Annotated in this window: 1 protein-coding gene; it reads left to right on the forward strand. The window is 60.6% G+C overall.

Annotated elements, in window-relative coordinates; all coding sequences use genetic code 11:
* Positions 1-629 (forward strand): nitrogenase component 1 (locus K6M89_RS30550; RefSeq protein WP_281424337.1); only part of this gene is annotated, 629 nt, incomplete at both ends.

Here is a 629-nt window from a genome sequence, read left to right on the forward strand (position 1 = left end):
AGACAAGGCGGCGAAGCGCCGCAAGAAGCACCTCAGCGTCGCAACGAGCGGCGACGAGCCTGGCGATGAGCCGAAGGCCCTTTCCGAATGCGACGTCAAATCGAACATCAAGTCCATTCCGGGCGTGATGACGATCCGCGGCTGCGCCTATGCCGGTTCCAAAGGCGTGGTATGGGGGCCGGTCAAGGACATGGTCCACATCTCGCACGGGCCGGTCGGTTGCGGTCATTATTCCTGGTCGCAACGCCGCAACTACTACGTCGGCCTGACGGGCATCGACACGTTCGTGACGCTGCAGTTCACCTCAGACTTCCAGGAAAAGGACATCGTGTTCGGCGGCGACAAGAAGCTTGAACAGGTCATCGACGAGATCGAGGAGCTTTTCCCCCTCAACAACGGCATCAGCGTGCAGTCGGAATGCCCGATCGGGCTGATTGGCGACGACATTGAGGCGGTGTCGCGCAAGAAGGCCAAGGAGCACGAAAAGACGATCGTGCCGGTACGCTGCGAGGGCTTCCGCGGCGTCTCGCAATCGCTCGGCCACCACATCGCCAACGACGCCATCCGTGACTGGGTTTTCGACAAGAACGAAGTCGAGTTTGAGACCGGCCCTTACGATGTCAACGTCG

Source organism: Rhizobium croatiense, assembly GCF_019793465.1.
Lineage (GTDB): Bacteria > Pseudomonadota > Alphaproteobacteria > Rhizobiales > Rhizobiaceae > Rhizobium > Rhizobium croatiense.